22 protein-coding genes are annotated in these 19,400 nt (G+C 59.1%); 17 read left to right on the top strand and 5 right to left on the bottom strand.

The annotated features are described in order from the left end of the window. Nucleotides 1-1,262, top strand: a 1,262-nt coding sequence (locus JAO29_RS05615; protein ID WP_334267204.1) for an MFS transporter, incomplete at its 5' end; no start/stop codon positions are given. Between the two features lie 115 nt (nucleotides 1,263-1,377). Continuing rightward, nucleotides 1,378-2,814, top strand: coding sequence for an adenosylhomocysteinase (gene ahcY, locus JAO29_RS05610; protein ID WP_334267203.1), 1,437 nt, complete (start codon nucleotides 1,378-1,380; stop codon nucleotides 2,812-2,814). Between the two features lie 46 nt (nucleotides 2,815-2,860). Here the strand turns inward: ahcY and JAO29_RS05605 are convergent, their stop codons facing one another. Beyond that, nucleotides 2,861-3,502, bottom strand: coding sequence for a DUF4397 domain-containing protein (locus JAO29_RS05605; protein ID WP_334267202.1), 642 nt, complete (start codon nucleotides 3,500-3,502; stop codon nucleotides 2,861-2,863). 193 nt (nucleotides 3,503-3,695) lie between these two features. On the opposite strand from JAO29_RS05605, the gene JAO29_RS05600 reads away from it, so the two are divergent. Continuing rightward, the gene (locus JAO29_RS05600; RefSeq protein ID WP_334267201.1) at nucleotides 3,696-4,982 is read left to right on the top strand and encodes an LssY C-terminal domain-containing protein; all 1,287 of its coding nucleotides are present in this window, start codon (nucleotides 3,696-3,698) and stop codon (nucleotides 4,980-4,982) included. Nucleotides 4,983-5,031: 49 nt separating this feature from the next. Here JAO29_RS05600 and JAO29_RS05595 read toward each other — a convergent pair whose 3' ends face one another. Then, the gene (locus JAO29_RS05595) at nucleotides 5,032-5,343 is read right to left on the bottom strand and encodes a ComEA family DNA-binding protein (RefSeq protein WP_334267200.1); all 312 of its coding nucleotides are present in this window, start codon (nucleotides 5,341-5,343) and stop codon (nucleotides 5,032-5,034) included. Between the two features lie 362 nt (nucleotides 5,344-5,705). On the opposite strand from JAO29_RS05595, the gene hisI reads away from it, so the two are divergent. The 11 genes from hisI (at nucleotide 5,706) to JAO29_RS05540 (ending at nucleotide 13,229) form a co-directional block, all read left to right on the top strand. After that, nucleotides 5,706-6,077, top strand: a complete 372-nt coding sequence (hisI, locus tag JAO29_RS05590) for a phosphoribosyl-AMP cyclohydrolase (protein ID WP_334267199.1) — start codon at nucleotides 5,706-5,708, stop codon at nucleotides 6,075-6,077. Next, entirely contained in the window at nucleotides 6,077-6,958 is an 882-nt protein-coding gene (gene hisG, locus JAO29_RS05585; protein ID WP_334267198.1) for an ATP phosphoribosyltransferase, read from the top strand. The genes hisI and hisG overlap by 1 nt, the downstream gene beginning before the upstream one ends. A 20-nt stretch (nucleotides 6,959-6,978) precedes the next feature. Further along, nucleotides 6,979-8,247: a histidinol dehydrogenase gene (gene hisD / locus JAO29_RS05580; protein WP_334267197.1), complete on the top strand. Its 1,269-nt coding sequence runs from the start codon at nucleotides 6,979-6,981 to the stop codon at nucleotides 8,245-8,247. Next, on the top strand, nucleotides 8,244-9,377 hold the full coding sequence (gene hisC, locus JAO29_RS05575) for a histidinol-phosphate transaminase (RefSeq protein WP_334267196.1): 1,134 nt from the start codon (nucleotides 8,244-8,246) through the stop codon (nucleotides 9,375-9,377). The genes hisD and hisC overlap by 4 nt, the downstream gene beginning before the upstream one ends. Nucleotides 9,378-9,383: 6 nt before the next feature. Then, nucleotides 9,384-10,034, top strand: coding sequence for an imidazoleglycerol-phosphate dehydratase HisB (gene hisB / locus JAO29_RS05570; RefSeq protein ID WP_334267195.1), 651 nt, complete (start codon nucleotides 9,384-9,386; stop codon nucleotides 10,032-10,034). Beyond that, a complete protein-coding gene (locus JAO29_RS05565; RefSeq protein ID WP_334267194.1) occupies nucleotides 10,031-10,315 on the top strand; it encodes a hypothetical protein in 285 nt (94 codons plus the stop codon). Before hisB ends, JAO29_RS05565 begins: the two co-directional genes overlap by 4 nt. After that, nucleotides 10,309-10,917 (top strand): imidazole glycerol phosphate synthase subunit HisH, encoded by a 609-nt coding sequence (hisH, locus tag JAO29_RS05560; RefSeq protein ID WP_334267193.1) that lies wholly within the window; start codon nucleotides 10,309-10,311, stop codon nucleotides 10,915-10,917. Before JAO29_RS05565 ends, hisH begins: the two co-directional genes overlap by 7 nt. 2 nt (nucleotides 10,918-10,919) lie before the next feature. After that, nucleotides 10,920-11,213 carry a hypothetical protein gene (locus JAO29_RS05555; protein ID WP_334267192.1) on the top strand — a complete coding sequence of 98 codons (294 nt, stop codon included), beginning with the start codon at nucleotides 10,920-10,922 and terminating at the stop codon, nucleotides 11,211-11,213. 217 nt (nucleotides 11,214-11,430) lie between these two features. Further along, nucleotides 11,431-12,210: an imidazole glycerol phosphate synthase subunit HisF gene (hisF, locus tag JAO29_RS05550; protein ID WP_334267191.1), complete on the top strand. Its 780-nt coding sequence runs from the start codon at nucleotides 11,431-11,433 to the stop codon at nucleotides 12,208-12,210. Nucleotides 12,211-12,218: 8 nt separating this feature from the next. Continuing rightward, the gene (locus tag JAO29_RS05545; RefSeq protein ID WP_334267190.1) at nucleotides 12,219-12,515 is read left to right on the top strand and encodes a hypothetical protein; all 297 of its coding nucleotides are present in this window, start codon (nucleotides 12,219-12,221) and stop codon (nucleotides 12,513-12,515) included. A 12-nt stretch (nucleotides 12,516-12,527) separates the two neighbouring features. Continuing rightward, nucleotides 12,528-13,229 (top strand): 1-(5-phosphoribosyl)-5-[(5-phosphoribosylamino)methylideneamino]imidazole-4-carboxamide isomerase, encoded by a 702-nt coding sequence (locus JAO29_RS05540; protein WP_334267189.1) that lies wholly within the window; start codon nucleotides 12,528-12,530, stop codon nucleotides 13,227-13,229. Here JAO29_RS05540 and JAO29_RS05535 read toward each other — a convergent pair. Next, nucleotides 13,226-14,257 carry a VWA domain-containing protein gene (locus tag JAO29_RS05535; RefSeq protein WP_334267188.1) on the bottom strand — a complete coding sequence of 344 codons (1,032 nt, stop codon included), beginning with the start codon at nucleotides 14,255-14,257 and terminating at the stop codon, nucleotides 13,226-13,228. The two genes, JAO29_RS05540 and JAO29_RS05535, sit on opposite strands and share 4 nt — an antisense overlap. Before the next feature lie 233 nt (nucleotides 14,258-14,490). Here JAO29_RS05535 and JAO29_RS05530 point away from each other — a divergent pair, with 233 nt between their 5' ends. Both JAO29_RS05530 and JAO29_RS05525 read left to right on the top strand, forming a co-directional pair. Continuing rightward, entirely contained in the window at nucleotides 14,491-15,807 is a 1,317-nt protein-coding gene (locus JAO29_RS05530; RefSeq protein ID WP_334267187.1) for a VWA domain-containing protein, read from the top strand. A 21-nt stretch (nucleotides 15,808-15,828) separates the two neighbouring features. Then, nucleotides 15,829-16,707, top strand: a complete 879-nt coding sequence (locus JAO29_RS05525; protein WP_334267186.1) for a DMT family transporter — start codon at nucleotides 15,829-15,831, stop codon at nucleotides 16,705-16,707. A gap of 600 nt (nucleotides 16,708-17,307) precedes the next feature. On the opposite strand, the gene JAO29_RS05520 is transcribed toward JAO29_RS05525, so the two are convergent. Together JAO29_RS05520 and tatA are read right to left on the bottom strand one after the other, a co-directional pair. After that, nucleotides 17,308-18,114 (bottom strand): PPK2 family polyphosphate kinase, encoded by an 807-nt coding sequence (locus JAO29_RS05520; protein ID WP_334267185.1) that lies wholly within the window; start codon nucleotides 18,112-18,114, stop codon nucleotides 17,308-17,310. A gap of 83 nt (nucleotides 18,115-18,197) precedes the next feature. Next, entirely contained in the window at nucleotides 18,198-18,413 is a 216-nt protein-coding gene (gene tatA / locus JAO29_RS05515) for a twin-arginine translocase TatA/TatE family subunit (protein WP_334267184.1), read from the bottom strand. Nucleotides 18,414-18,614: 201 nt separating this feature from the next. Here tatA and JAO29_RS05510 point away from each other — a divergent pair, with 201 nt between their 5' ends. Next, nucleotides 18,615-19,370 (top strand): hypothetical protein, encoded by a 756-nt coding sequence (locus tag JAO29_RS05510; protein ID WP_334267183.1) that lies wholly within the window; start codon nucleotides 18,615-18,617, stop codon nucleotides 19,368-19,370. Nucleotides 19,371-19,400: the final 30 nt, after the last annotated feature.

Here is a 19,400-nt window from a genome sequence, read left to right as displayed (position 1 = left end):
GGCGCCTGATCCCATACCTCTTTCTGCTTTATATCGTTGCCTACGTCGACCGCGTAAACGTGGGTTTTGCCGCAATGGACATGAAGCAGCAGCTTGGCTTCAGCGATACGGTGTATGGAACAGGTGCCGGGATCTTCTTTCTCGGTTATGCAATCTTCGATATGCCCAGTAATCTGATGGCCCAGCGCGTAGGTACGCGGCTATGGATTGCACGCATCATGATCACCTGGGGCCTCATCGCGGCATGCATGTCCTTCGTTCGATCCGCGCATTCGTTCTACCTCATGCGATTTCTGCTGGGTGTCGGCGAGGCGGGTTTTGTTCCGGGCATGCTGCTGTATCTCACCTACTGGTTTCCATCACATGAGCGTGCACGCGCGGTGGCCAAGTTCATGACAGCCACCTCACTGGCCGGAGTTGTCGGCGCTCCTTTATCGAGCGCCCTTTTGCGGCTGAACGGAGTATGGGGCCTGCAGGGCTGGCAGTGGCTCTTTATCGCAGAGGGAGTGCCGACCATTCTGCTGGGCATCTCCGTTCTCTTCATCCTTAAGGATGGACCGGCGCAGGCCGACTGGCTTCACCCCGAAGAGCGGCAATGGCTGTTGCGTGAGCTGGAGGCTGACCGTGCACGTTATGGCGCGACCAGGCATCATTCCTTCGCCGATGCTTTCCGCCTGCCGGCGGTATGGCTGCTCGCCTTCGTTTATGTCAGCATCCAGATCGGCGTCTACATCGTAAATCTATGGATGCCATTGATTCTCGACAGCCTCTCCTCGAACGCAGGACGGGATGCAAGTACGATCGCTCGCTATGCAACCGTCCCATATCTGCTGGCTGCGCTATTCACCGTCGTCGTTGGCTGGAGTTCGGATCGGTGGAATGAGCGCAGCGGGCATCTGGCTGGATGCATGGGGCTGTCCGCGGTTGGCTTCGCCTGGGCGGGACTGGCCCACAATGTTCCCATTGCCCTCTGCGCCTTCTGCCTGGCAGCGATGGGGCTGTGGAGCACGATGGGACCGTTCTGGGCTCTGATGACACGCACTTTGGCAGGCACGGCGGCAGCAGCCGGAGTCGCCCTGATTACCACGCTTGGAGGATTTGGCGGATTTCTCGGTCCATATCTAACCGGGCGACTTCGCGATGCGACTCACAGCTTCTCCAACGGTCTGTATGCGGTGGCGGCACTCGCTTTAGCAGCTGGCGTTGTAAGTCTCGGCACACGCTTGTTCCAAGATAGAAGAGCTTCCGCAGAAGCCTCGTAGACCCCTTCAGTGGGTGCGATTGAAGCAAACCGCGATTCCCGCGGTGATATCCTAAAAGGGCGGTCAAGTCGGGCCTTTTCTTGTCTTTCGACCCCAATTCAATGAGGTGCCTCCCATGGCAACAGCCACCATCGATAAAGCGTCAGCAGCAGCGGATTACAAGGTTGCTGATCTGTCCTTAGCGGACTTCGGACGTAAAGAAATTGACATTGCCGAGCAGGAGATGCCCGGCCTGATGTCCATTCGCAACAAGTACGCTCCCTCGAAGCCTCTTGCAGGTGTGCGTGTCACCGGATCGCTGCACATGACGATCCAGACTGCGGTGCTGATTGAGACCATGGTTGCCCTCGGTGCCGATGTGCGCTGGGCAAGCTGCAACATCTTCTCCACTCAGGACCATGCCGCGGCTGCCATTGCTGCTGCCGGCGTTCCCGTCTTCGCGTGGAAGGGTGAGACGCTTGAGGAGTACTGGTGGTGCACCGATCAGGCGCTTCGTCACAAGGGTGGACTTGGCCCTCAGATCGTCATCGACGACGGCGGCGACGTCACCCTGCTCATTCATAAGGGAGTCGACCTTGAGAAGGGCGATGACTGGGTCAACACCTCATCCAGCAACCAGGAAGAGCAGGTCATCAAGAACCTGCTGAAGAAGATCCATACCGAAGACGCGGCTTACTTTCAGAAGATCGCCAGTGAATGGCGCGGAGTTGCGGAGGAGACCACGACCGGGGTTCATCGCCTCTACAAGATGATGGAACAAGGCAAACTGCTTGTTCCTGCCATCAACGTCAACGACTCGGTCACCAAGTCGAAGTTCGACAATCTCTATGGCTGCCGCGAATCACTGGTCGACGGTATCAAGCGCGCGACCGATGTTATGGTGGCCGGCAAGGTTGCTGTTGTTTGCGGTTACGGTGACGTAGGCAAGGGCTCGGCACGTTCTCTGCGGGGCATGGGAGCTCGGGTTATCGTCACCGAGATCGACCCCATCAATGCGCTGCAGGCTGCGATGGAAGGCTACGAGGTCACGACCATCGAAGAGACCCTGGGCATCGGCGACATCTATGTCACCTGCACTGGTAACGTCGACGTCATCACCTATGAGCATATGCAGCAGATGAAGGATCAGGCCATCGTCTGCAACATCGGGCACTTCGATAACGAGATCCAGATGGACGCGCTCAACGATGCGAAGGACGTCACCCGCCTCAACATCAAGCCTCAGGTCGACAAGTACACTCTACCCGCCGGCAACAGCATCTTCGTACTTGCCGAAGGACGTCTCGTCAACCTCGGCTGCGCTACTGGACATCCCAGCTTCGTCATGTCGAACAGCTTCTCCAATCAGACGCTCGCAGCTCTTGATCTCTGGCAGAACAAGGACACCTACAAGCCCGGCGTTTACATCCTGCCCAAGAAGCTCGATGAAGAAGTTGCACGCCTCCACCTTGAGAAGATCGGTGTAAAACTGACCACGCTCTCGGAGAAACAGGCTGACTACCTTGGCGTGGCGGTCGAAGGACCCTACAAGGCCGAACAGTATCGCTACTAAGCATGAGTACAACGAGAGGCTGCCAGGATTCCCCTGGCGGCCTCTTTCATTTAATGCGGAGCTCCGATCTTTCAGGGATCGGTACGTAGTCCGAAGCCACAATTACCTGGAGTGACGGGACCCCATATGGTGCACGGCCATCACTCAAGATAATCGTGCTCGCCGCTCCAGACGGATAAGCAATCTGCGCTCCCGTGTAGAGCGCATCCCTACCATCTGAGAGAACTGCCCCTGCAGGCTCCACCACCAACGAGTACGTTCCTGCCTGCAGATCCACATAACCGGTGTTGGCTCCGAAGCTGCTTCCACTGATGACCGGCTTTGTATCACTTATTCTCTGCCCTGCCGGGACCAGGTAGATATCCAACGCCCCCTCCAGCATCGATTCATCGATCATGCGAACGGCAATCTTCCCTGCAGGCGCCGGAGTATCCTGATCCTTCAATACAGTTTGCTGCAGATTGTCAGAGAAGTTTCCGATCAATACTGTGTACTGTCCCTGTGTTGCCAGCGTGGTTCGGGATCTCGTGACAGCCCGCTTGCTGCCGGACAGCGTGGCCGTCATCGTCGATGCGCCGGGATCGACAGGCACATACGAGGTGATCATTCCGAAGCCGAGCCGGTAAGCGATTGCGTACGAATTCTGGTAGAGGTCCATCTCCGGTGCGTCGGGAGAAACGTCAATCATACGAACCTGCGGTCGCCTGGGACTTGTCAGCATCCCCTGACATCCGACTAGCATGGGAGCGCAGACCCCGACCGCAATCGCGCAAAACGCTCTGGCGGGGAGAGAGTGAAGCGACAAAAGTCGTGGGCCCGGGTTCAGCATCTTAGGTCGGGGACTCAATATGAATCACTCTAACCGATGTCAGAGGACAGGAATGTGGAGGTTTGTCGCAGTTCATACGCTTGCGCTCCTCTTTGCTCCGGCTGGTCTGCTTGCAATCCACGGCCAGACCTCGTCGGTCCCTCCGGTCAATGAGCCCCCGGCAGCGGCTTCCCCCGCAATTCCGCCAGCGGCCCAGGTTACCTCTCCAGCTTCCGTTGTTCCTGCTCCCCAGGTTAAAGCGCCGGCTATCGGCCCCCGGGTTGAGCCGATAGTAAGCATGCGCGACACGCACCTCAAAACCGCAGCTGCAGTCGCAGCGCATAAGAAAAGCTATGAGTTCACCCTCGATAGCTCCGACTGGTTCGACACCGGTATTGTCGTCGCCGGTGGCGAGGAGGCCAAGTTCACGGCAACAGGACAGATCACAATGGCTGATGCCCGGCAGTCCACGCCGGATGGTCTGGATCGGGGGTGGAAGGATCTTATTCGACAGTTCCCCCTGAACCAGGCGAAAGTTGGAGCGCTCATCGGCAGAGTCGGGGATGGGAACCCATCCGTTCCCTTCTCCATCGGAGCCTCGGGTCAGTACTCCATGCCGACGACAGGAGAACTCTATCTTCGAGCGAATACAAGTAGCGATCTGACGTTCAGCGGCGAATACAAGGTAAAGCTGAAGTTTGTGGACGCGCCCAAACAGAATGCTTCGCTGACGTCTCCCACAAGTCCCATCAGCTCTCTCATCACGCCAGCTCTCTTTGCCGACATTCCGCGACGCGTCTCTGACGTGGCAGCGGGACAAGGCAATCCCGGTGACATGGTCAACTTCGCATTGATCGGGACCAGGGAACAGGTTGAGGCGGCTTTCAAGAACGCAGGTTGGGTCGCGGTCGATAAATCCGTTGAGGATGCCATCGTCAATGGCCTGCTGAAGACCCTAAACCACGAAGCCTACACCGCGATGCCTATGAGTACGCTCTATCTCTTCGGGCGGCCACAGGATATGTCTTACGCTCGCGCGGACCCGTTGCTCGTCGCCGCCGAGAGACATCACCTGCGCGTATGGCAGACCGACAAGACAGTCGGGGGACGGCCGCTCTGGGTAGGGTCTGCGACCCATGATATTGGCTTCGAAAAGGATCAACGTACGGGAGGCGTCACCCACAAGATTGATCCGGAGATCGATAAAGAACGCGACTATCTTCTGCAGAGCTTCGACGCTGCGGGAAGCTATTCCAGCGCGGCTTACGTCACTCCGGTGAATCCCTTGCTCGGCGCGAAGACGGCCACAGGCGGCAGCTTCCAATCCGACGGTCGCATCGCCGTTATGGCGCTGAAATAGCGCCTGATCCTCAGATCAAGCCGCTCCAGCCGCTCACTTGTTCTGTGGACTACTTCTTAATCTTGTTAGCGATGATCTGGTCTTTGATCTTGTCGTAGACGCCCTGCGGCAAGATACCGCGCGAGGCAAGCTGATTCTTCGCCGTATAAGGACGGCCATCGATGATCCGCTTGGCATAGGCATCTCCGATGCCGGGAACCGCCTTTAGCTGATCTGCCGTTGCAGTATTGATGTCGACTTTTTCGGTCACGGCAGCTGCTGCAGAGGATGTCTTGGCCGTCGCGGCCTTCTGCGCCATCATCGAAAACGGAAGGTTTGAGAAGAGAGCGGTGGTCAGAAGCAGGTTACGAAGGACTCGCATCGCGATAAAACTCCTCAAGAAGATTAGCCCAGCAGCTGCAGAGGAAGAGTACGGAAACCCTTGAACCACGTCAATTCGCATTTGGGGAGGCACCGTCGCAACTCTGCACGCTGCACCGGTACCCTGGAAGAATGGCGGGCTGTTGTTGACTTACAGCGGCACCGACGCTACTCTGAAGATGCGATGCGTTCGCTGAACCTCCATCACGGGCATCATCACCATCATCATGCGCAGAGCGTGTTGGCGGCTATGTCCGGTGTTGCGAAGTAACGAAACGCAGACCACAGGATTCTAAAGGCCCGCTCAACGCGCATACCGCGAGCGGGCCTTTTTACGTGTCAACGATCGATTGGAGATTTCAAATGGCTGAAGTACCCCAGACCGCAACATCCCAAACCTCTGAACCCCAGATCGACTTTGCGAAGATGGACGGACTCGTCCCCGGCATCGTCCAGGATTACAAGACCGGCGAGATGCTCATGCTGGGCTTTCTCAACGAGACCAGCTACCAAAAGACGCTCGAGTCCGGCTTCGTCACCTTCTGGAGTCGCACCCGCTCCAAGTTGTGGATGAAGGGAGAGACCAGCGGCAACCGCCTCCGCATCATCGAGGCCTCCACCGACTGCGACAACGACGCCTTGCTCTTCCGCGTAGAGGTCGAAGGCGACGGTCTGGTCTGCCACGAAGGAACCGTAAGCTGTTTTACAAAAAAGATTGAAACGGAGAAGAAGTAATGGGCGAGACCAGAAAGCTGAAGCTCGGAATTCCGAAGGGCAGTTTGCAGGACGCGACGATCGCGCTATTTCAGCGTGCCGGATGGCAGATCTTTGCCAACGGACGCAGCTATTTCCCGGGGATCGATGACGCTGAGATCGACTGCATGCTCGTCCGCGCGCAGGAGATGGCGCGTTATGTCGAGCACGGCGCACTTGACGCAGGACTGACCGGAAACGACTGGGTGCTCGAGAACCAGCACGATGTCGAATATGTCACCAGCCTCACCTACTCCAAGCAGAGCCGCCAAAAGGTGAAGTGGGTGCTCGCCGTCCCCGAGGATTCCCCGTTTCAGAAGCCTGAAGACCTCGCCGGCAAGATCATCGCTACGGAACTTGTCGAGTTCACGAAGCGCTACTTCGCCTCGAAGGAGATCCCCGTCAAGGTTGAGTTCAGCTGGGGCGCAACGGAGGTCAAGCCTCCCACGCTCGCCGATGCCATCGTCGAAGTTACCGAAACCGGAAGCTCGCTCCGTGCGAACCGTCTGCGCATCATCGAGACCCTGATGGAGAGCGAGACACAGTTGATCGCCAACAAGGAAGCCTTCAAGGACGACTGGAAGCGCGCAAAGATCAGCAACATTTCGCTGATGCTGAATGCCGCCATAGCAGCACAGGGCCGCGTCGGACTTATGCTCAATGCGCGCAAGGCTGACCTCCGTGAGGTGATCGGCGTTCTTCCTGCTCTCAACTCGCCTACGGTCTCTCAGTTGAGCGATGCCGAATGGGTAGCCCTCAACACCATCCTCGATGAGACCGAGGTGCGCGAGGTCATTCCCAAACTCAAAGCCGTCGGCGCCACCGGCATTGTCGAGTACCCGTTGAGCAAAGTGGTTCTTTAGAAAGTTAGGGAGTCGTCACGATGAAGCTGGTAAAAACCTACGGACGCACCGCGAAATCCGCAGCCGCTCTGATCGCCTCGATCGAGCGGCGCGGTGCGGTCAACACGGCGAAGGTCGAACCCGTGGTGCGCCGTATCCTCGCCGATATCCAGAAGACCGGCGATACCGCTCTACGCAAGTACGCTGCGAAGTTCGATGGGCTGACAAAAAATCAGCCTCTGCTGGTCACGCGGGACGAGATGCAGGCAGCCTGGGAGGAGACAGCGCCAGAGCTGCAGGCCGCCATGATGGTCGCCCGTGGCAACATCCTCGCCTTTGCGGAGGCGCAGCTTCCAAAGGAATGGAGCTTTGACGCTGCTGAGGGCGTCAAGACCGGCCAGATCGTTCGGCCCCTCGGTTCTGTTGGTTGCTACGTTCCCGGCGGACGTTATCCGCTGCCCTCCACCTTGCTGATGACGGCAACTCCGGCGCAAGTCGCCGGTGTCGAGCGCATCGTGGTGTGTTCTCCCAAGCCTGTGCGCGAGACACTCGCCGCAGCCTATCTCGCAGGAGTCACCGAGTTCTACCGCATCGGCGGAGCCCAGGCCATCGCTGTACTTGCCTACGGCACCAGCACCATCCAGCCCGTCGACAAGATCGTCGGGCCCGGCAATCTCTTCGTTACCGCAGCGAAGACACTCGTCTCCAGCCACTGCGGCATCGACATGCCTGCCGGTCCTACGGAGATCATCGTCACCAGCGAGCGCGGCTACGCCCCCGGAATCGCCGCCGATCTGGTCGCGCAGGCCGAGCACGATCCCGAGACCCTGGCTATCCTGATCACCAGTAACGAGAAGCTCGCGAACGATGTCGCTTACGAAGTGAAGCTGCAGGCGAAGAACAACAAGATCGCAAAACAGTCCCTCGCTGCCCAGGGAGCCATCTTCATCACCCAAACGGTCGAACAGGCGCGTGAGCTAACCAATCGCCTCGCACCGGAGCACCTCACCGTGGACTCCGCCAGCGATATCAAATGGGTGCAGAATGCAGGCTCGGTCTTCGTCGGCGACTATGCTCCGCAGTCGATGGGCGACTACGTCTCAGGCCCCAACCACGTTCTTCCCACCGGCCGCGTCGGTCGCGTACGCGGCGGCCTCAGCGTGATGGATTTTGTAAAGATCATTACTGTTCAGGACTACACGCGTAAGGGACTTGGCAAGCTTGGCCCTCACGCCATCGCCCTGGCGACTGCTGAAGGCCTGACCGGCCATGCCGAAAGCGTTCGCGTACGAATGAGGTCAACCCGATGAGCACACCTGCCAGCACTGCGACTCTGAAACCACGCCGCCTCGTCCTCGAGATGCCGGAGTATCATCCGCCGCTCGCCGGCCGCGAGGCCCTGCGCCTGGACTTCAACGAGAACACACTGGCTCCATCGCCGCTCGTACTCGATCGGATTAAACAGATCACTGCGGAACAGCTCACCGTCTATCCCGAGCGCGAACCCGCCGAGCGCAAGGTTGCGGCACACCTCGGCCTCGACTCCAATCAGGTCCTTCTTACTAACGGCGTCGATGAGGCTATTCACCTTATCTGCTGCGCCTTTCTTGAAGAGGAAGACGAAGCCCTGATCGCGACGCCGTCGTTCTTCATGTACGACGTCAGCATCGCCATGATGACGCGCGGCCTGATCAAGGTGCAGGCCGATGAGACATTGCAGTTCCCCTTCGAGCGTTTTATTGCTGCTATCAACGAGCGCACCAAACTCATCATCGTGGCCTCGCCCAACAACCCTACAGGTGCAACGGTCAGCCGCGCGCAGCTGCTCGCGATTGCAAACGCCGCGCCTCATGCCGTCCTGATGGTTGATGAGGCCTACTTCCACTTCCATGGAGAGACCGTTCTCGGCGACCTGGCCACGACACCGAACCTGATCGTCGCACGCACCTTCTCCAAGGCCTACGGCCTCGCAAACCTCCGCATCGGCATGCTCGCTGCGAGTCCCGAGATCATCGGCTACCTTCGCAAGGTCAGCTCGCCCTATAACGTCAACGGCGTCGCGCTCGATTGCCTCTCTGTCGCCATTGAAGACGATGCTTACATCACCTGGTATGCAGAGCACATCCGCATGGGACGAGAACGCGTGATGGGCGCACTTGATGAGATGGGAGTGCATTACTTCCCCAGTGCCGCAAACTTCGTGCTGATGAAGATTGGCCCGCTCCATAAGGAGTTGGTCGCCGCCATGCGACGACGCGGCGTGCTGCTGCGGGACCGCTCCGCCGACCCCGGCTGCGATGGTTACGTGCGCATCACCGTCGGCATCGGCAACCAGGTACCACGCGGGCTCGAAGCTTTGAAAGCATCGCTCAACGAGATCGGCTGGAGGCCAATGTACGGCTTCACCACCACAGAATCCAAAGATGAACAGGAGTTTTAATCCACGATGGCGGCCAGCAGGAAGACAGCAGTAGCAACAGAAGCAAGACCACGAGCGATCGGCGGAAAGTCGCGCACAGCTACGATCAAGCGAGACACCACTGAGACCCAGATCGCGCTCAAGCTGAACATCGACGGCACCGGCGTCTACAAGGTCACGACGGGCATCCGCTTCTTCGACCACATGCTCGAGCTCTTCACCCGCCACGGCGGCTTCGACCTCACGCTCACCTGCACCGGCGACCTCGACGTCGACCAGCACCACACCGTCGAGGACGTGGGCATAGCGCTGGGCGAAGCCGTCAACAAGGCGCTCGGCGACAAGAAGGGCATCCTGCGCGCAGGCTACTTCGTCATGGCGATGGACGAGACGCTCGCCGTCGCCGCCGTCGATCTCTCCGGCCGCGTCGCCTATGTGGTCGACGACAAGGTGAAAGTCCGCCTCGTAGGCGACTTCCAGTCCGAACTGCTCGCCGACTTCTTCGACGGCTTCGCCCGCGGGGCCAAGGCCAACGTGCACGTGAAGACGATGTACGGGCGCTCGAACCATCACAAGATCGAAGCCATCTTCAAAGCCTTCGCACGCGCCCTGCGCGGAGCCTGTTCGCGCGATGAGAGGATGGCGGAGATTCTGCCGAGCACAAAGGGATTGCTGTGAACCTCGACGCCCGCTTGCGCCGCAGCATCTTCACGGTGGGCGCGTGTGCGCTCGTCGTCGATCTTCTGTTCTATGGCATGTGGCAGCAGCTTTCTTCGAGATTTACTCCGTGTCACGGGAAAGCGGTCGGGGTTGAAGTGGGTTTGGTCTTTGCATTAATAACAGTCGTTCTCGCTCTCTTTGGTAAAGGTATGGGGCGATGGCTGATGGCTGCAGCCAGCCTTGTGGCTTCTTATTTCTGGTTTAGCTGGATTACCTGGATAGGACAAATGCAATGCTAGCCGTCATTGACTACAAAGCGGGCAATCTCACCAGCGTTCTCAAGGCGCTCAACTACTTCGGCGCGGAGACGCACGTCACGCAGTCGCCCGACGACGTGCGCAGCGCCAGCAAGATCGTACTTCCCGGTGTCGGCCACTTCCAGGCGACGCAGCTTCTGCACGATCTCCAACTCACCGAGGCCACACGTGAGGCGATCGCACGCGGCGTTCCGTTCCTCGGCATCTGCGTTGGGCTGCAGTGGCTCTATCGCGGCTCTACTGAAGCTGAATCGACCGACGGCCTCTGCCACTTCGGCACGATGTGCGAGCGCTTCCCCGCCACCTTCAACGGTGCTCATCTGAAGTCTCCGCACGTCGGCTGGAACTCGCTTGAGAACATCCGCGAAGACTCACGCCTGTTGCGCGGTGTACCCAATGGCGGATTCGTCTACTACACACACTCCTGGCGCGCGCCCGTCAGCGCCGACACCGCCGCCACCACCAGCTACGGCGGGGACTTCACTGCAGCCGTCGAGCGCGACAACGTGATGGGCGTACAGTTCCACCCGGAGAAGTCGAGCACCGTCGGTCTTCAGATTCTCGAGAACTTCGTGGAGCTATAACCATGCCTTTCGTCTATGAAGTAACGCTCGCCGAAGAAACTCCGCAGCCTGCCTATAAGCTCACCCAGCAGCTCGTGCCTGCAGGAACACTCGTCGGCACCGGCCAGAACATCGCCGTGCTCTCCGATGGCAAAAACGAGTTCCATCTCCGCGCTCCGCTGCAGGGTCTGTTGGTAGGCTGGTTCGCCGAGAGCGGAGACGCCCTCGATCCAGACGAGCCAGTCGCACGCATCGTCGCCGAAGGTGCAGAGCGTCCGGTCGACGCCGTAACACCCGTGAGATCGCAGCCATGCTGACCAAACGCATCATCACCTGTCTTGACGCAAAGCGAGCGAGGTACATCTCATGCTGACGAAACGCATCATCACCTGTCTTGACGCAAAGCGAGCGAGGTACATCTCATGCTGACGAAACGCATCATCGCCTGTCTTGACGCAAAGCGAGCGAGGTACATCTCATGCTGACGAAACGCATCATCGCCTGTCTTGACGCAAAGCGAGCGAGGTACATCTCATGCTGACGAAACGCATCATCGCCTGCTTAGACGTCCGCGACGGCCGCGTCGTCAAGGGCATTCAGTTCGTCGATATCATCGACGCGGGCGATCCAGCTGAGCTGGCCCACCGCCACGCTGCGGCAGGTGCCGACGAGATCGTTCTGCTCGACATCACCGCAACGCACGAGGGTCGCGGCACGCTGCTCGACACGGTAAAGCGCACTGCCGCAGAACTGTTTGTCCCCTTCACCGTCGGCGGCGGCATCCGTTCCGCCGAAGATGCCGCTGCGGTCTTCGATGCGGGTGCGGACAAGGTGAGCATCAACTCCTCCGCCATCGCGCGGCCGGAGCTGATCGGCGAGATCGGTTCGAGCTTCGGCGCGCAGGCCGTCATCGTCGCCATCGACGCCCGCCGTGCGGAAAACTCCGCTGACCCCGTAGGCGATGCCGAGGTCTTCGTCGCGGGTGGCCGCAAGCCAACAGGCCGCAAGGTGGTCGAATGGGCGCGTGAGGCCGAGCAGCGCGGTGCAGGCGAGATCCTGCTGACCAGCATGAACACCGACGGCATGCGCGCCGGCTTCGACTGCGAGCTGACGGCGCGGGTCTCCGAAGCCGTGCAGATTCCCGTCATTGCCAGCGGCGGTGCAGGTTCTGCAGCGCACTTCGCGGAGGTCTTCGGTCGCGGTAAGGCTGACGCCGCCCTGGCAGCCAGCATCTTTCACTTCGGCATCACCGATTCCCGCGCGCTGAAAGCTGAGTTACAAGGCGCCGGCGTGCCGGTCCGGCTGCCCTGCTAGCTTCTAGTATGAAGACTTTTTGGCTGGCCTTCCTTGCCGTGCAGTTTGCGGGACTGCTCGGATCAGTCGGAGTTGAGGTCTTCCAACAGGACCCCTTAGCCTTTGCCTGCCATCTCATCGCAGTCGTCCTGCTTGAGCCCGGCCTGATTCTCGCTCGAGCCATCATCGACAAGTTCTATTGGGAGAGATTCACCTCTGAGGATCTCTTCCGCTATGCCTCCGTCCTCAGCTTTCTTGTGAATGGAATTCTGGCCATCTGGGCACGTGCCTTCTTCAAGGCGCTGCGCCGGCAACGCGATACCTGAGAGAATATCGACATGCTTATACCCTCTATCGACCTTATGGGCGGCCGCATCGTGCAGCTCGTCCAGGGTGAAAAGCTCAAGCTTGCCTTCGACGACTTCGATTACTGGATCGAGCGATTCTCGAAGTATCCGCTCGTCCAGTTGATCGATCTCGACGCTGCCATGCGCCAGGGTTCCAACGCAGATCTCATCTCGCAATTCACCTCAAAGCTGCCCTGTCAGGTAGGCGGCGGTCTGCGTACCGCTGAAGACGGCAAACGTATGCTGGACCTTGGCACAAAGCGCGTCATCTACGGGTCATCCCTCTTCGGAGGAGACAACGAGCCAGACCGTAAGCGGCACCCTCTTATCAACCTCGCCTTCGCCCAGAATCTGCGCGATGCGCTCGGCGAAGAGCAGCTGGTGTTTTCCGTCGATACCAAAGGGGGACAGGTTGCAGTTCGCGGGTGGAAAGAGAACGTTGCACTTACTCCGGAAGAGGCCGTGACCTGGCTTGAGGACTTCTGCGCCGCTTTCCTCTACACGCACGTGGATACCGAAGGCACCATGACCGGCTTCCCCATCGACGTTGCCGCTATTCTGCGCGCAACCACGGCCAGGCAGTTGATCGTAGCCGGTGGCATCAAGGAGCGTCGCGAGATCGACGAGCTGGACGCGATGGGAGTAGATGCGGTTGCAGGAATGGCAGTCTACTCCGGCGCAATCGAAGCCTAGTTGTTGTCAGGACTGTCGGCCAGCGCGTAATACCCTTTGCGCGCCTGCACCTTCGTGTCCTTACCGCAGGTGATATTGAGTGTCCTGAAGGTGCCATCTGCCTTCATATTGGTCGGCGTGTAGCTGGCCAGATACTGCGTGCGCAGCTCATCTTGGATCTGGTTGAAGGCTTCCTGCAGCTTCTTCCCGTTGTTTCCGACGTTGATCACTCTACCGCCGGTCTCGCGAGACAGACGATCCATGTCACCGGCACCGTAGTATCCAAAACCTCCGTAGAAGCCCCTGTCGGCAATCAGGATGACGTAGACGATGGCATTCGATTTCTGTGCCGCCTCAACCGCCGACCGGATGTTCTCCTGCGATCCCTGGTCCTGTCCGTCCGTCAGGATGACCAGAACCTTTCGCCCTGCCTCCTGGCGGAGCTTGTCGTGGGCGGCCAGATAGACCGCGTCATACAACAGGGTGCCCCGGGGCGAGCCGTTCCCCGTCACCGAGCCTGTTCCGGCACCGGTATTGATGCTGGCCTTTTCGAGTGCCCTTCGCAGTCCGCTTGGCGAGTTGGTGTAGTCGGCCAGCAGATCGACATTGATGTCGAACGAGATCAGGAAGGCTTCATCCTTCGGCGTCAGCACATCTTTCAGAAACTCCGCGCCCGCGTCCTGCTCCATCGGCAGAACGTTCTGCTGGCTGCCGCTGGTGTCGAGCAGAATCCCGATGGTCAGAGGAAGATTTTTTTCCTGGGTGAAGTTCTTGGTCTTCTGCAGAGACTTGTCCTCGAAGATCTGGCAGTCGTCCTTGTGGAGATTGGTGATGTATCCGTTCTTGTCGCGCACCGAGAAGTAGACGTTGACCAGGTTGACGTTCACCTTCAGCGTCTGTGTGTCCCCGATGTCGACCGGCTGCTCGCCGGGAGCGGTGCTGGAAGGCGGCGGGCCATCAGGAGAAGGCGCTTCCTGCGCGCGCAGGGCGCGGCTGCAACCGAGAGACAGGACGAACAGAGCGACAAGGCCATACAAGGAGGAGCGCATGTTTTGTATAGACGGATGAGCGGGCCGTGGGGTCAGCGGAAAAGTTGGCTTTCGCTGTTCGGCAGGGACCGGGTGAAGCCTCAGGCGCAACGTCCTCAGGGGTGGCTGCGTCCTACAGTCAGGTGTCAGGTCTCTCAATGGGATAGCCTCCTGATTCTGTCACTGGTACTCTGGTAGTTGGCTACACTCGGCGCCGTCTTTAAGTCCGGGTGGATATAGTACGGGGGTTTTTCGTGGTTAGGCATAGCGTATTGGCGGGAGTTCTGGCGTTTCTGACCCTGGGGCAGCCGCAGGCACAAACGACGGCCGACGAGGCGTCCGCGGCGCAGCAGATCCCGGATGCGCCCCGTCCGCAGGTTGGTTTGCCTGCTCTCAACAGCGTTAAGCCCGGCATGGGAACTACGCCAACCTCCAATGGGGATCAGCAGCCGGCCGACCAGCAAGCGCCGCCCTCCAGCCTGCCCGCGTCTAAAGAAAACCCGCAGCCCGACCAGGGCCCGCCGCCGGAACTTCCTGGTGCAGGGCAAGGCGCTGACGCCTTCAAGCTGGTCGTACGAACGAACTTCGTCGAAGTTCCCTTTACGGTCAAGGACAACAAGCAGCGGCTTGTTCCCGGTATCACCTGGCGCGAAGTCAGAGTGTACGAGAACAATGTCCCGCAGCACATCAGTATCTTCACGGTCGATCCCTGGCCTCTCTCGGTCGCCATTGTCATCGACCAGAGCCTGACGCCTGACAATATGGCCAAGGTGAACAACTCCCTGGCTGCCCTGCAGGGTGCCTTCGCGCCCTACGATGAGGCCGCGGTTTACACCTATAACAATGGGCCGCAGCGGCGTACAGATTTCACGGCAGCAAACAGCGCCCGGCTGGAGTTTGCGCTGAACAACTCCAAGAGTACCGGCCGCGAGGTCTACATGAATATGGGCGGACCGCTGGCCCAGACCACCGTGATCAACGGACGCCAATTCGATCCCAACACGGCTCCGATCCGCAACAGCCAGGCCATGGAGCTCAAGGTTCCCAAGGAAGTCCATACCCTTAATGACGCAATCCTCGAAGCTGCCAAGTCGCTGACCACCCGCGGTAAGGGCCGCAGGCGCGTGATCTACGTCATCAGCGACGGCAAGGAGTACGGATCGAAGGCCAAGACCAAGCAGGTCATCCAATATCTGCAGACCAATAAGATCGCGGTCTACGGAACCCTGGTCGGCGACTCTTCCCTGCCGATGGTCGGCTTCCTCGATAAGATCCATCTGCCTTACACCATGCGCGACAACGTTCTTCCCGTCTACACCAGTGAGACAGGCGGAAACCTGGACGCACAGTTCCGGCAGCGCGGCATCGAGGAGAGCTTCCAGAAGATCTTCGAAGAGGTCCGGACTCAGTACACGATCGGCTACTACTCGCATCAGCCGTTTATCGATGGCAAGTTCAGGCCAATCGATGTGCGCGTTATGAGACCGAACCTGACTGTCATTGCCAAGAAGGGCTACATCCCGACGGCGAGCGACTCGGGGCCGGCCAACACGATCAGGCCGAGCCAATAAGCTGACGCGCACGCAGAGACGATGTTCCAGTCAAATGTAATGCTGGCGCTTGCCGCCGCGATCCTGTGGGGCGGCGGCGACTTCTCCGGCGGCATGGGCGCCAAACACGCTGGCGGTTCGGTCCGGGGCACGCTGCGCGTTGTGCTGACGAGCCACGCCGCGAGCTTCTGCGTGCTGGCAGTTCTGGCTTTTTCGCTCGGCGATGCCTTCCCTCGCGGCGCTCCCCTGCTCTGGGGGCTGCTGGCCGGAGTGATGGGAGGGCTCTCCCTCACAGGCTTTTACATCGCTCTCTCGCGTGGAGCGATGGGCACCTCGGCCGCGATCAGCGGGTTGCTGGCGGCGGCGATTCCGGCGGCGATCTCGATCGCGCAGGAGGGTTCCCCGGGGCGGCTACGGATTCTCGGCTTTGTGATCGCGGGCATCTCGATCTGGATGATCGCGGCGGGAGATAATCCTGAGGCGAAGCCGGTCTCGAAGGGGACGACGTGGCTTGCGATCCTCGCGGGAGCGGGATTCGGAGTCTACTTCACGGCCCTGAAGTTTGCCGGGGTCGCCGGAGTAGTGTGGCCGATGGCGACGGCGAGGATCGGGAGCCTGTCGACGTGCGGACTGATTCTACTGGCGCTTACGATCGGCGGCAGGTCAGAGGTCGGAGCGGGTTGGCTGCCGCGGCGGGCCGTCCTGTGGGCGCTCTCGACCGCGGTGCTGGATACGTCGGGGAATCTGCTGTTCATCGCCTCGACTCGAGCCGGGAGGCTGGATATTGCGGCAGTGGTGGCTTCGCTCTATCCCGCTTCCACAATCCTGCTGGCGGCGTGGATGCTGCATGAGTGGCCGACGCGGCGGCAGGCACTCGGCATGCTGGTGGCGGCGGCGGCAGTCGTGATGATCACACTCTAGCCCCTTGCCCTTTTTCGTGCAAAATCTTCAGATATAAAAGACTTAGCTCTGGACCGCTAATGCAATATCTTGAAAACAGGTGGTTTAGAGCTAAAAATCTTCCATCTATTTCACTTACATGCATAACCCGATCTCTCGACGAAGAAATAGAGACAAATCCGTAGAGGCTCGACGAATGTATCAACTCCCATTTTATGAGATATCAGGGGGTGAATCGGCAATGCCGATCTTATTAGAAGGAATGGGTTTAGTCGTGGTCACAGGTTGACAGCCTGTCCCAGCCTCTACCCCAGGAGAGTGAGAGCGACAAAAGGGCCGACCACGATCAAGGCCAAGTGGCGTGGCTGCGACTCCGGGCAAAGAGGAAGAGCTTGCTTTGGGATCTTGATTGAGGGTTTCGAGGAAGTGGTTGGGACCTGTGAACCGCAGATCCTTCGACTTCGGCTGCGCCTTTGCTCAGGATGACACCTTCTTTTAGCTCAGGATGTCTTTTACGGGTTGGAGTGGGCTCTCTAGTGGGCGGTGGGGCTCTTGGGGCAGCGAGCCCGGAGGGTGCAGTGGGCTCTTTGGGGGGGAAGCCTGAGGGAATGCCTCGATTCCCTAGAGTTTGATCTTCGAAGGGTCCAGTGAGGGCTCGGGGTATTTGAGCTTGAGGTCCTTCATGGTCTGGACGAGGATCTGGGAGATGGCGACGTTCCTGTACCACTTGTAGTCGGAGGGGATGATGAACCAGGGAGCATTTTTCCTGCTGGTTGCTCCGAGCAGGTGGTTGTAGGTGTCTTCGTACTCGGGCCAGAACTCGCGCTCGCGGAAGTCGCTCTCGGAGAGCTTCCACTGCTTGTCAGGGGTGTCGATGCGGGACTGGAGACGTCGCGTCTGTTCCTGCGGGGAGATGTGGAGGAAGAACTTGAGGATGATGGTGTCGTTGTCGTGGAGCATGGACTCAAACTCCACGATGTCTTCAATGTGCTGATCGAGTGTTTTGCGCGAGATCTGGTTGTGGACGTGAGGAACGAGGATGTCTTCGTAGTGGGAGCGATTGAAGATCGTAATCATTCCACGCGGGGGAACCTGCGCGTGAACCCGCCAGAGAAAGTCATGCCGGACCTCGATCGGCGTGGGTTCCTTGAAGGAGGCGACGTCGCAACCCTGGGGGTTTATCCCTGAAAAGATGTGCCTGATGGCGCCGTCTTTGCCGGCGGTGTCCATCCCCTGGAGCACGATGAGGAGCGCCTTCTGCTGGCTGGCGTAGAAGATCTCCTGCAGACTATCCAGATCTTCCCGATGACGATCGAGGACAGCCTTGGCGGCGTCCTCGTGCTTATAGGTACCGGTATCGTCTGTCGGGAATCGCGAGAGCTTGAGCTTCGCGTGGGGCTTGACGAGATAGGGCGACTTTAACTTCATCCGAGGGAGCCGGGAGCCGGCTTTGCGTCTGACGGAAATGCAGAAGGGCTATCTCGCGAAAGCTACCTCTTTACAGATGAATCCTACTTTGTGGTCGTCGTCTCTTCGGGCTTCGGTGTGACGGTATGTGCGTCGGAGGTCTTGTTGACTTCCTCGGTGACGCCCTTCATGCCTTCTTTGAAGCCGCGAAGGCCTTCGCCGAGTCCCTTGCCGAGCTCAGGCAGCTTTTTGCCGCCAAAGAGCACGAGCACAACGACTGCGAGGACGATGAGATGCGTCGGTGTAAATAGTTCGCCCATGGAATTCTCCCCTTGCGCCGCCGCTTCGTTACTTAGATTTGGCGGCGGTAGGAATTATTGTCGCACAGGAGTGCGGCAGGTGGATGGGACGAATGCCAGTGAGTGGGATTTGAGTTGAAAAGACAGGAAGAAATGACTGGCGGGCGGAAGGAAGCGAGAGCAGAGGTGCGCCGAACGTTATATCTTTGAAGGGTAAGCGAAATGCAGGAGCAGATGTTGGAGAAGAAGACGCAGGAGTTTGTGTTGCCCGAAGAGACCAGGAGAGAGCGCGGATCTGGCCGTCGCGCATGGATGGGAGCGTTGGGGGCCATGTTGCTGGCAGCAGCTACCGGAGTTGCCGTAGCGCAGGACGCGCAGATGCAGACCCCACAGCCGACCCCGAGGCCCAAGGCGAAGATCGGAGCGATCGCGCCGGTGACCTACGACAACAAGTACGAGTTCTACGGCGGCTTCAACTTCATGAACTTCCAGGCGGGGCAGGATCTGCCGGAGCGCATGAACCTGGCGGGCGTGGAGCTGCTGGGAACCTACTGGATCAAACCGAAGTGGGGCCTGGGAGCGGACTATCGCGGGGAGTGGGGAACGACTCCGGTAAAGCCGACACCGTATATCTCAGGCAGGCCGCTGGTTTCGCTGAATCTGGGAATGCTGGGAGCGCAGTATAGGGGACCGAAAAATCAGTACGCCGCTCTGAACTACCATGCTTACTTCGGAGTGGCGCACGGCGCCTTCAACCACGACACGGGCGGGGTTCCGAAGCAGTATCTGCCGCTGGTCGGCCTCTACACGGATCGGACGAAGCCGATTGCCGCGCTGGGGGCGAGCATAGACATTAACCACTCCAAGAACATCGCGATACGGTTGTCGCCGGACCTGATGCTGGAACACTTCGGGACGGAGACGAGGACCTTCTTTGCGATCTCCGGAGGCGTGATTTACCGCTTCGGAAAGCGCTAGAACGAACAAAAAAGCCGCGCCAGGGGAATG

Source organism: Edaphobacter sp. HDX4 (assembly GCF_036877565.1).
Taxonomy (GTDB): Bacteria; Acidobacteriota; Terriglobia; order Terriglobales; family Acidobacteriaceae; genus Edaphobacter.
The sequence above is the reverse complement of the archived record's forward strand: the minus strand, read 5'-3'. Positions and strand labels throughout refer to the sequence as shown.

What these genes read in the sequence shown, in the direction of transcription:
- hisG (WP_334267198.1), top strand. Translation starts at nt 6,077, where the DNA reads ATGGGCGAGACCAGAAAGCTGAAGCTCGGAATTCCGAAGGGCAGTTTG.
- tatA (WP_334267184.1), bottom strand. Translation starts at nt 18,413, where the DNA reads ATGGGCGAACTATTTACACCGACGCATCTCATCGTCCTCGCAGTCGTT.
- JAO29_RS05510 (WP_334267183.1), top strand. Translation starts at nt 18,615, where the DNA reads ATGCAGGAGCAGATGTTGGAGAAGAAGACGCAGGAGTTTGTGTTGCCC.
- hisD (WP_334267197.1), top strand. Translation starts at nt 6,979, where the DNA reads ATGAAGCTGGTAAAAACCTACGGACGCACCGCGAAATCCGCAGCCGCT.
- hisC (WP_334267196.1), top strand. Translation starts at nt 8,244, where the DNA reads ATGAGCACACCTGCCAGCACTGCGACTCTGAAACCACGCCGCCTCGTC.
- JAO29_RS05525 (WP_334267186.1), top strand. Translation starts at nt 15,829, where the DNA reads ATGTTCCAGTCAAATGTAATGCTGGCGCTTGCCGCCGCGATCCTGTGG.
- hisB (WP_334267195.1), top strand. Translation starts at nt 9,384, where the DNA reads ATGGCGGCCAGCAGGAAGACAGCAGTAGCAACAGAAGCAAGACCACGA.
- hisI (WP_334267199.1), top strand. Translation starts at nt 5,706, where the DNA reads ATGGCTGAAGTACCCCAGACCGCAACATCCCAAACCTCTGAACCCCAG.
- hisF (WP_334267191.1), top strand. Translation starts at nt 11,431, where the DNA reads ATGCTGACGAAACGCATCATCGCCTGCTTAGACGTCCGCGACGGCCGC.
- JAO29_RS05595 (WP_334267200.1), bottom strand. Translation starts at nt 5,343, where the DNA reads ATGCGAGTCCTTCGTAACCTGCTTCTGACCACCGCTCTCTTCTCAAAC.
- ahcY (WP_334267203.1), top strand. Translation starts at nt 1,378, where the DNA reads ATGGCAACAGCCACCATCGATAAAGCGTCAGCAGCAGCGGATTACAAG.
- hisH (WP_334267193.1), top strand. Translation starts at nt 10,309, where the DNA reads ATGCTAGCCGTCATTGACTACAAAGCGGGCAATCTCACCAGCGTTCTC.
- JAO29_RS05600 (WP_334267201.1), top strand. Translation starts at nt 3,696, where the DNA reads ATGTGGAGGTTTGTCGCAGTTCATACGCTTGCGCTCCTCTTTGCTCCG.
- JAO29_RS05540 (WP_334267189.1), top strand. Translation starts at nt 12,528, where the DNA reads ATGCTTATACCCTCTATCGACCTTATGGGCGGCCGCATCGTGCAGCTC.
- JAO29_RS05555 (WP_334267192.1), top strand. Translation starts at nt 10,920, where the DNA reads ATGCCTTTCGTCTATGAAGTAACGCTCGCCGAAGAAACTCCGCAGCCT.
- JAO29_RS05520 (WP_334267185.1), bottom strand. Translation starts at nt 18,114, where the DNA reads ATGAAGTTAAAGTCGCCCTATCTCGTCAAGCCCCACGCGAAGCTCAAG.
- JAO29_RS05535 (WP_334267188.1), bottom strand. Translation starts at nt 14,257, where the DNA reads ATGCGCTCCTCCTTGTATGGCCTTGTCGCTCTGTTCGTCCTGTCTCTC.
- JAO29_RS05545 (WP_334267190.1), top strand. Translation starts at nt 12,219, where the DNA reads ATGAAGACTTTTTGGCTGGCCTTCCTTGCCGTGCAGTTTGCGGGACTG.
- JAO29_RS05605 (WP_334267202.1), bottom strand. Translation starts at nt 3,502, where the DNA reads ATGATTGACGTTTCTCCCGACGCACCGGAGATGGACCTCTACCAGAAT.